This is a genomic window from Embleya sp. NPDC005575 (genome assembly GCF_040605455.1).
Classification (GTDB): Bacteria; Actinomycetota; Actinomycetes; order Streptomycetales; family Streptomycetaceae; genus Embleya.
The window spans coordinates 1-9,243 of the sequence record NZ_JBEXCV010000238.1; the positions used below are offsets into that span (position 1 = coordinate 1).

Sequence of the window (9,243 nt, forward strand, 5' to 3'; positions counted from 1 at the left end):
CGCCCGCCCCCCGCCGCGCGGCCCCCGACCCGCCGTCCGGGTTCGTTCGCGATCGGCCGTACGCCCGCGATATCCCCGGCCCCGCCTTGGTTGACGCGCAGGGCGTCGGGCAAGGTGCCGGTGAAAGCGGAACGGGCATTGACGATCCACAGACCGCGGGACCCTGGTGGACACGACGAGCGTCGACGCCCCCACCGATCGTCGCGCGACCACCGTCGCCGACGCACGTGTTGCCGGCCGGGCCTTCCCGGCGGGCCACGGGCAGCCGGAGATCGCCCCCGAAGTCGCCGAGACCGTCCTGCTGCTCGTCTCGGACGGCCCGCACGTCGCCACCGGCCGGTGGCGGCCCGGGCTCCCGCTCCCGCGCTCCCGGGCGTCCTTCAAAGGCGCAGCCAGGCGGCCAGGCCCGACAGGGCGATGAGCAGGCACACGCCGAGGTTGACGGCCTTGTAGGTCAGGAAGACCGCGACGAACTCGCGGATCGTGGCGCTGGGCCGGAAGTACGAAGCCGTCGGCGCGCCGATCACTTGGCCGCGGACTCCGGTGTGTCGGGCGGTCAGGGCGGCGCGGAGGGCGTGGAAGTTGTTGGTGACGATCAGGCATCGGTAGTCGGGGTTGTCGGCGGTCATGATGGCCTTGCTGAAAAGCAGGTTTTCCTCGGTGGTCCGCGAGCGGTCCTCGCGCACGATTCGTTCCGCGGGGATTCCCCGGGCGATCAGATAGTCGGCCATCGCGTGCGACTCGGGCAGTTTCTCGTCGGGGCCTTGGCCGCCCGACGTGATGAGCACGGGTTGGTTGCCGCGCGCGACTTGGGCCTCGAAGAGGGTTTGCGCGCGGTCGAGCCGACTGGCCAGCAGGGGTGGCACCGTCTCGCCGCCGATGAGGCCGGAGCCGAGTACGACCACGAAGTCGACCGAGCGGCGCACCCACAACCACCCGTAGAGGAAGCCGTAGCCGACGAAGCACACCAGCAGGAAGGACACGTAGCCGACCACCACGACGATGGTGGCGGTGACCACGATCAGCGTGTGCGAGCGTGTGAGCACGGCCGTCACGAGAAGTGCGAGTACGGCGACGATGGCCAGCCCCGCCAGGAGCGAGAGCAGGTTGGCGGGACGGATTCCCTCCCGACGCACCATCGTCGCGCCGTTGGACACCAGCGCACCGGCCAGCACGAGTACGCCCACGGCCGGTACGAGCAGGAGGAGCGCGACCACCACCGTGACGAACGGCCGCGGTATCCGACCCAGTTCACCGATCAGTGCGACGATCAGGGCGGCGAGGGCCAGGCCCAGAAACACGGCGTTGCCGAACTTGCGGCGGTCGCGCAGGACTCCGACCAGAAAAAGCAAAAAGAACAATGCGGAAACCATGTAGACGAACACCGCCGGATCCTATGCGGCGCGTCGGACCGGACAATGGGCACGTCCGCACCCGGACCGACAACGGTCCGCGCGCGATGGCCGTCGCGGCCACGAGCGGTGGGGCGCGGGCGGGTTGGGCCTTGTTGCCCACGGTCTTCGCGCAAAGCCGTCCCGGCGATATCCCAATGCGGACTGCCATCCGCAGGGTCCGGGCCTGTCCGGTCGCTGGGCGCGGGTTTGGGGTCCGGGTTCACCGCTGTCGGGCGTGGCGTGCGCCGGTGTGTGGCAGAGGCGGGTGTCCGCCTCGACAGTGCCGGCGGCCAAGATCTGGTACCCCTCCTGGTGAGACCTCTTCGAGGCAAGGCAGTCGTCGTCGGATTGACGGCCGCGGAGCGGGGCACGAACACCGGGCATCGACTACAGAGACCGGGGTGACCTGATGGACACGATGAGCGTCGATGTCGCACCCGTCCGCTCGGCGACCTCACTCGCCGGCGCACGCGAGAACACCCGGACCTTCCTCGAACGCCTCGGGCAACCGACGATCGCAACCGACGACGCCGAGACCGTCGTCCTGGTCGTCTCGGAACTCGTCACCAACGCCCTGCGCCACGGCGGCGGCACCTGCACCCTCGAGCTGACCGCGCACCCGGACACCGTCGAGGTGGCCGTACACGACCACAGCCCCCGGACCCCGCGCATGCGCACCCCCGACCTCAACGACGGCACCGGAGGCTTCGGCCGGCCCATGGTCAACCGCCTCGCCCGCACCACCGCCGTCACCCACCGGCCATCCGGCGGCAAGACCGTCAGCGCCCACCTCGCCCGATAGCGCCGAAGCGCCGGCACCGACCGGGGCGACCAGCGCCTCTCCGAGTCGACTCTCACCGACGGCGGCCGCGACGGCCGCCCGTGGCGCCGGCTCTCGTTCCGATCTTGCCCACCCTCCGCCGCAGGGATCAAGGTCGCCGTTCCAAGACGGGGCGCGGTGGGAAACCGCGGCGGTGTCAGGACACGCGAGGAAGCGGCAAGCCTTGTCCGGCCCGGCCGGTCCGGAGTCCCAGCCCCGGGGGCGAGGTGCTCGGGACGGTGCCGGAGAGTGATCAGCCCGGCCCGGCGGGCCTCTGACAAGGAATGCCCGACGATGCTCCCGCGCCCGGAGAAGGCCGCGCGCATCGTCCCGCGAGCGTCGCGCTCTCGACGGCAGCAGAGAGGATGTGGACGGCCGAGGCGGAAGGCTTCGATCGCCCGGTCGAACCGTCGTTCGGGGTTGCCGGCGTATCGCTACCGGATGCTCGGCGCCGTCGGCCCCGTGTCCGGGCGCGTGTTCGTGTCCTCGAGGTGTTCCTCGTACAGTTCGACGGGCAGGCCCATCGCGGTGCCCATCGGGTGCGCCAGCGGGCGTTCCAACGTGGCGACCCACTTGCCGTTGCGAATCAGGACCGGTGGGTGGTGGCCGCGGTTGACCCAGGTCAAAGCGCCGGTGAGCAGGTCGAGTTCGGCGATGATCGCGGTGGCGTACCGGCTGCGACCGAACTGTTCCACAAGGGCGGCCTCGATCACCTCGCTCGTCTCCACCAGGCCCACCCCGTGACGGCGGCTGCTGCGGCAACCGGCCAGGGCGAGGGCGACGGTCAGGCCGGCGGAGGTGTCGTGGCCCATCGCGTCGAAGACGGCCAGGTGCGCGGTGTCGCCGTCGACGGCGTACTCGTACGCGTCGCCGCCCATCTCGTACGCGGGCTCCATGGCCGCGCTGACGGTGACCTGCTCGCCGGCGAAGGAACCGGGCGGCATCAGGGTCCACTGCATCTCGGCGGCCAGCCCCATCGGGCGGGTACGGACCAGGCGCTCGTACGAGTCGCTGTACGCGCGCTTGCTCACCAGCAACAGACCCACCAGGAGCGCGAGGTCCAGCGCCCGGTCCAGGACCGCGTCGTCGGCGTCGTCGGTCTCCAGACCCAGGACGCCCAGACGTTCGGCGCCATCCATGAGCGGAAGCCACAGACGCCTCGTGTACGGGTCGCCGGACTCGGTCTCGTCGACGCCGGCCGGAGCCTCAACGAGTTCGGCGCTCTGGAAGGCGCGACCGGCCAGCGTGGCGTCCACCCGCAATTCCGTCTCGGGCGCACCGTCCGCGCCCTCCTCGTCCTCGCCTCGGCCGGGAACCAGGCGCAGCAGTCGCTGCTGCACGTCCACCAGGTAGACCTGCGGGCACGCCAGCCCCAACGGTCGGGCGTGCGCGGCGATCAGACCCGGAAGATCCTCCAGAACGGCGTGGCGACTCGCCCGGAGCAACCCGCCCGCCGTGGCCACACCGTTCGAAAGAGCCTTCACACGGCATCCTGTCCTGATTCGAGACCCGCATCCCCCAGCGTCGGTCACGGCGACGTCGTTCGACTCGTGCCGGTCGGGCAGCATCCGAAAGTAACAGAGACAGCCCCCGCAACTCTCACAGCGCCCGCACCCGGCCCCTATTCCGGGTGCCCGGGCCGGCGGTCGCCTACGTCGCCCGAGCGACGTCACGCAGGTGGGGCCCGCCGTACGCGTCGGTCGACCGACCGAGGCCGTCCATGCCCTTGACGGCCGGCAGCACGTCGTCGGCGGCCGAGACCGACCGATGGGCCAAGGGGGTGCCGCGACCGGCGGGTCGTCCTGCCTTCGTGTCGTGGGTCGGCCGGCCGCCGGCCCCCGAGCCGGGTGCAGGTCGAAGGCCACCCGGACGGGCGACCGTGAACCCTTGGGGTTTCGGGGCAGGAATCGCCTCGGGCGCGGCACCGGTCGTCGGGGAAGAAAGACCCGGGCCGCGCCCCTCCACGACCGCCCCCTTCGACCCAACGCGGACCAGCCGCACGGGATGCGGGCATTGCGACGATCGGGTCACCAACCTCGCCGACCCGGCGGGCGACCGGCACGGAGCAGCCGCGTCACCCGGGCGCGGCCCGATCGTTGTCACCGACGTGGGGGCCGGTTCACCACCCCCGCTGCCGGCCCCACCCGTGCCCGGCGGTCCCTCACCCGGACCGCCGGGCACGCGCCACCACAGCCCGCACAGGCGGCCCGCGGGCCGCGACCGAGCGCCCTCACCCGGACGCGGCCCCAGCCCGTGCCCACGAACCCGGCAGCGGGAATACACCGGCCCGCGATCGGGTACCGGAACCGCGTCCGGGCCGGGGCGGCGCCCGTCGCCTCGGCCTGGGGCGTGGGCTTGTACTCCTGCCGCGGCCAGTCCTCGAAGACCTTCGTCCACGAGGCCGTCGTCGAATACCTGCGTCGGGGGCGGCCCTTGAGCGTGCTCTTCGCGGGCGACTGGGACCCCACGGGCAGATCCGTACCCCGCTCGGTGGTCGAACGCATGGAGCGCTACGGCAACGGCGGCCTCGAGCTCGACTTCCGGCAGATCGCCGTCACCGCCGACGACGTGCGCTCCGGCCGGTTCACCACCCACGACGTGAACACCGCCGACGCCAACTACCGCCGCTACCGCGAGGAATGCCTGCGGGAAGACATCGATCCGCACCTCGCGGTCGAGGTCGAAGCCCTCGACCCGGGCCTGCTCCGCCGCCGTCTCGAAAGCGCGATCGAGGCCCTGATCGACGACATCGACGGTTGGAACGCGCTGTACGCGGCGTAGGACCGCGACCGCACCGTGCTCCGCGCGATCACCGACGCGATCGGCGGCCTTGCCGGGGACGGCGGCGACAAAACCGAACGGCGCCCAGGACGACGGGGCGTAGACCGCCGGCGCCCGGGCGGGTGTTACCCGAGGCCCTGTCGACGGGTAACGAATCCGTTACCCGTGCAGGTCGGCGGCGGGATCCAGGCGTTACCCGAGCAGCAGAACGGGGCCGGGTCGGGTCAGGCGCAGGCGAGGGTGCGGATGCGGTCCCGGCGCCACAGGAGGACCTGGGTGGTGTCGGCGCCGTACCAGCCGGTGCCGTAGGCCACCGCCAGGTCCGGGTACTCCTCGGCCCAGTCCTCGAGTTCGGCGCGTTCGTCCTCGTCCATCCCGTACGGCGCCGCCGTCAACGCGACCGGTTGCCCGTCCAGGGACCGGGTGGTGACGTGGTCCGTCCAGCGCCACCGGTCGCACTCGCCGTACGGGCATCCGGCGCCGCCCCGCCGGCGCAGCCACTGCGGGCAACAGCCCAGGTCGTCCGGGCGCGGCCCGTGGCGCTGGGCCCATGCGACGAGGATCCGTTGGGCGTCGCGGCGTCCGCGCAGGGCCGCCTCGAACACGGCGTCGGGGTCGTCGCGGGTGCGGTGGTTGCGGCTGGGCGGGTCGGCGATCCCGTACGGCCACGCGATGGTGCCGTCCTCGCGACGTCCGAAGAGCGCGACGGCGCGGGCGTTCACACCGCTCGGATCGTCGCGGTCGGGAACGGTGCTCGTCATGAATCGCCTTCCGATCACGGGTGGGCCCGGGACAGAGGGCCACCCGGACGGGTGACCCGTGAAAGCGTCGGCCTGCGGGCAGGTACACCCCGGGCGCGGTTCCGGGTCCTCGGGGAAGGAAGGCCCGGACCGCGCCCACCCGTGGTGCCTACGCCCGTTGAACGAGGGTCCGGGATCCCGGATGCGGGCGTTGCGACGTTCGGGTCACCACACACCCGCGTCCGAGCCGGCGGTGGGGCGATGGGTACATCGACCACGACGTCCTGGCCGACGTGATCACCGACGAAGTCCGGCAACGGCGGGAGCTGCGCGCCTTCCTCGCCGTGGGGTCCCGGCGCCCCGTGACGTCTTGATCCGGCGCGTTACCCGGACCTGTCGGCGGGTAACGAATTCGTTACCCGCGCAGGTCACTCGCAAGGTGCCTGACAGCGTGAACACGTTCGTCTTCCCCCGATCCGTCGCTAGGTCGGTGCTCTCGAACAGGGTGTGGTGCGTGCTAGTGGTGGATGATCCACCACACGATCCAGGTGCCCGCGGCGCTCCCGGTGCCGGTGGCGAGGCCACGTGCGACGTTTGCGGCAAGGGAGCGGGCGGCACGCACGAGGCGGTCTCGGGCCGCGGTCGCGGGGTCGGTGGTGGGTCGGTGGTCGTTCATGGTGGTCTCCCCGAGTGGGTCCGCGAACCCGGGCGGGTTCGTGTCGTCCCATCGGGCGCTCACGAACGTTTTTCCGGCGACGGCCTCCGGGCCGGTCGCGCGTCTCTAGGCTGCTGAGTCCCGGGGGCGCGGGTTTTCCGGCGGCTGTCCGGACCGCATCCGGACCGGACGAGGGTCGGGGTTCGTGATGGGCGAAGCGGGCGGCAAGGCCGGAGAACTGGCCGATTTACTACGCGAGTTGTACGAGCGGGCCGGGTCGCCCACGTACGCGAAGCTGGCCCGTCAGGGCGCCGGACAACGACCCCCGGTGGCGTTGGGCGCCACCGTGCTCAGCGACTGGTTCAACGGACGCGGGGTGCCGGCCGATCCGGAGCGGTTCGCGTTCCTGGTGACGTGGTTGGAGCACGAGGCTGCCCGACGCGACCGCGCCTACGTGGCGACGCCGGCCGCGGCGTGGGAACGCCTGCGTGGCGAGGCCGAGCGCGAACGCCGCCCCGCCGGGCGGCCCCATACACCTCGCGGCGGCGACCCCGTGCTCGTGGGCGGGGATTTCGTCGGTCGACCGGTTCGCGAGTTCACGGATGCGTTCGCGTTGGAGGTCCACCGCGCGATCGACGCCCCCGAACACGCACAGGCCCGGTTGTCGGACCTTCCGGTGTACATACCGCGCGCCCACGATCGGGAGCTGCGCACGGCGGTCGAACGCGCGGCCGGCGGCGAGAGCGTGATGGTCACGTTGGTGGCCGGGTCCTCCACCGGCAAGACCCGCGCCTGCTGGGAGGCACTGCGCGCGGTGCCGGACGGGTGGCGGTTGTGGCATCCCCTGCATCCGAGCCCGGCCGAGGCTGCGGCGACCGGCCTGTCGCGAGTGGGGCCGCGAACGGTGGTCTGGCTCAACGAGGCCCAGACCTACCTCGAACCTGCCACAGCCGGGGAGCGGATCGCCACGGGCCTGCGTGAACTGCTGAACGATCCGCGGCGCGCGCCGGTCCTGGTCCTGGCGACCCTGTGGCCGGACCCCTTCTGGAACGCCCTCAGCACCAGGCCCGCCACCGGCGCCTCGGATCCGCACGTGCAGGCGCGGGCCCTGCTCACGGGCACCGACGTCCGGGTACCCGAGATGTTCACCGGCGCCGATCTCGACGCCGTGCGCGCACGGGCGATCGAGGACCCGCGGTTGGCGAAGGCACTCACCGGCGATGACGACGGGCGCGTCACCCAGTTCCTGGCGGGTGCGCCCGCGCTGCTCAAACGCTTGGACCTCGCCCCGGCCCACGCGCGGGCGGTGATCGAGGGAGCGATGGACGCGCGCCGGTTGGGCCACGGGCCGATCCTGCGGCAGGCGTTCCTGGAAGACGCCGCCGACGCCTACCTCACCGACACCGAATCCGACGCGCTCCACGACGACTGGTTCGAACAGGCCCTCGCCTACGCCGCCCATCCCGTCCACGGCGCGATCGCGCCCCTGACCCGTATCCGCCCCCGCCGACGCCCCCGAAGGGATCCCGACGACGGCCCGACCTATCGGCTCGCCGACTATCTCGAACAACACGCCCGCCACACTCGCGGCGCCCTGTGCCCCGGCGCCTCCTTCTGGGAGGCCGCCCACGATCACGCCCACGTGCTCGACGACAGTCTCAACCTCGCCCAAGCCGCACACGACAGGTTGCGGATTCGCCACGCCGAGCGCATCTACGCCAAGGCGGCCGAGTCCCGCGAGCCACGCGCAATGACGCGGTTGGCGTCTTTGCGGGCTATGGCGGGGGATCACGACGGCGCCGAACGCCTGACCCGCGAAGCCGCCGACGCGGGTAACGCCCGCGCCCTGGCGCGGCTGTCGTCGCTGCGGAAGGAAGCGGGGGATCACGAGGGCGCCGAACGCCTGGCCCGCGAAGCCACCGCAGCCGGATACCCCTACCAACTGTTATATCTGGCAGGGCAGCGGGAACTGGCGGGGGATCGCGAGGGCGCCGAACGCGTATTCCGCGAACTCGCCGACACCGGGTCCACCTTCGCGCTGGGGAAACTGGCCGAGATGCGCGACGAAGTGGGCGACCACGACGGCGCCGAGCGCCTGACCCGCGAAGCCGCCGAAGCCGGAGACACCGGCCCGCTGATGCACCTGGCCTGGCGGCGTGAAGTCGCGGGGAACCTCGACGGGGCCCAACGTCTGTACCTCATAGCCGCCCATGTCGGAGATACCCGCGGGCTGGTGATGGTGGCCGAGATACGGGAGAAAGCCGGGGATCTCGACACAGCCGAAAGTCTGTACCTCGAAGCCGCCGAAGCCGGGGACATGGGCGGGCTGAGGGGCCTGGCCGGGATACGGGAGAGAGCGGGGGACCGCCACGAGGCCGAACATCTGGCCCGCATGGCCGCCGACGCCGGATACCCCTTCGTGCTGGAACTGCTGGCCGAGATACGGGAGGAGGCGGGCGACCACGACGATGCCGACCGCCTGACCCGCGAAGCCTCCGACGCCGGACACCCCTACGCGCTGGAGCAACTGGCCAAGCTACGAGAGAAGGCGGGAGAGCATCACGACGCCGAACGCTTGCGCACGTGGTCGCGCCGCGGCCTCGACCCAGGAGACGAAGTGCCGCCCGCCAGCAGCGGTGAACCGGTGTAGTCGGCGGCGCAGGAGGCGTCGGGCGATCTCGGGGGCAGTGCCCGTCGCGGTGTCGAGCGGCGCCATGCTCTTACTGAGGTTTCCTGATCCGATTGACGGTGTGTCAAGTAAGGGCATACCCGGTGTATGAGGGTCTCGGGGATGACCCCGGTGGAGCGGGAACGCCGGGAGAAGATGCGGTTGCGGGCGGCTGGTTGGTTCGC

At 71.7% G+C, this 9,243-nt stretch carries 7 protein-coding genes; 3 read left to right on the forward strand and 4 right to left on the reverse strand.

Annotated elements, in window-relative coordinates:
• Nucleotides 1-380: 380 nt before the first annotated feature.
• Entirely contained in the window at nt 381-1,385 is a 1,005-nt protein-coding gene (locus ABZS54_RS40300) for a YdcF family protein (RefSeq protein ID WP_355547566.1), read from the reverse strand.
• Nucleotides 1,386-1,803: 418 nt separating this feature from the next.
• Here ABZS54_RS40300 and ABZS54_RS40305 point away from each other — a divergent pair, with 418 nt between their 5' ends.
• Entirely contained in the window at nt 1,804-2,196 is a 393-nt protein-coding gene (locus tag ABZS54_RS40305) for an ATP-binding protein (protein ID WP_355547568.1), read from the forward strand.
• 452 nt (nt 2,197-2,648) lie between these two features.
• Here ABZS54_RS40305 and ABZS54_RS40310 read toward each other — a convergent pair whose 3' ends face one another.
• Entirely contained in the window at nt 2,649-3,698 is a 1,050-nt protein-coding gene (locus ABZS54_RS40310; RefSeq protein ID WP_355547571.1) for a SpoIIE family protein phosphatase, read from the reverse strand.
• 865 nt (nt 3,699-4,563) lie between these two features.
• Here ABZS54_RS40310 and ABZS54_RS40315 point away from each other — a divergent pair.
• Nucleotides 4,564-4,995 carry a hypothetical protein gene (locus tag ABZS54_RS40315; protein ID WP_355547574.1) on the forward strand — a complete coding sequence of 144 codons (432 nt, stop codon included), beginning with the start codon at nt 4,564-4,566 and terminating at the stop codon, nt 4,993-4,995.
• 224 nt (nt 4,996-5,219) lie between these two features.
• Here ABZS54_RS40315 and ABZS54_RS40320 read toward each other — a convergent pair whose 3' ends face one another.
• The gene (locus ABZS54_RS40320; RefSeq protein ID WP_355547577.1) at nt 5,220-5,756 is read right to left on the reverse strand and encodes a hypothetical protein; all 537 of its coding nucleotides are present in this window, start codon (nt 5,754-5,756) and stop codon (nt 5,220-5,222) included.
• 496 nt (nt 5,757-6,252) lie between these two features.
• The gene (locus tag ABZS54_RS40325; RefSeq protein ID WP_355547579.1) at nt 6,253-6,411 is read right to left on the reverse strand and encodes a hypothetical protein; all 159 of its coding nucleotides are present in this window, start codon (nt 6,409-6,411) and stop codon (nt 6,253-6,255) included.
• A gap of 184 nt (nt 6,412-6,595) precedes the next feature.
• On the opposite strand from ABZS54_RS40325, the gene ABZS54_RS40330 reads away from it, so the two are divergent.
• On the forward strand, nt 6,596-9,040 hold the full coding sequence (locus ABZS54_RS40330; protein ID WP_355547582.1) for a hypothetical protein: 2,445 nt from the start codon (nt 6,596-6,598) through the stop codon (nt 9,038-9,040).
• Nucleotides 9,041-9,243 lie beyond the last annotated feature (203 nt).

Bases quoted from the DNA above. Each gene is read 5' to 3' on its own strand.
- ABZS54_RS40305 (WP_355547568.1), top strand. From the start codon at position 1,804: ATGGACACGATGAGCGTCGATGTCGCACCCGTCCGCTCGGCGACCTCA.
- ABZS54_RS40320 (WP_355547577.1), bottom strand. From the start codon at position 5,756: ATGACGAGCACCGTTCCCGACCGCGACGATCCGAGCGGTGTGAACGCC.
- ABZS54_RS40325 (WP_355547579.1), bottom strand. From the start codon at position 6,411: ATGAACGACCACCGACCCACCACCGACCCCGCGACCGCGGCCCGAGAC.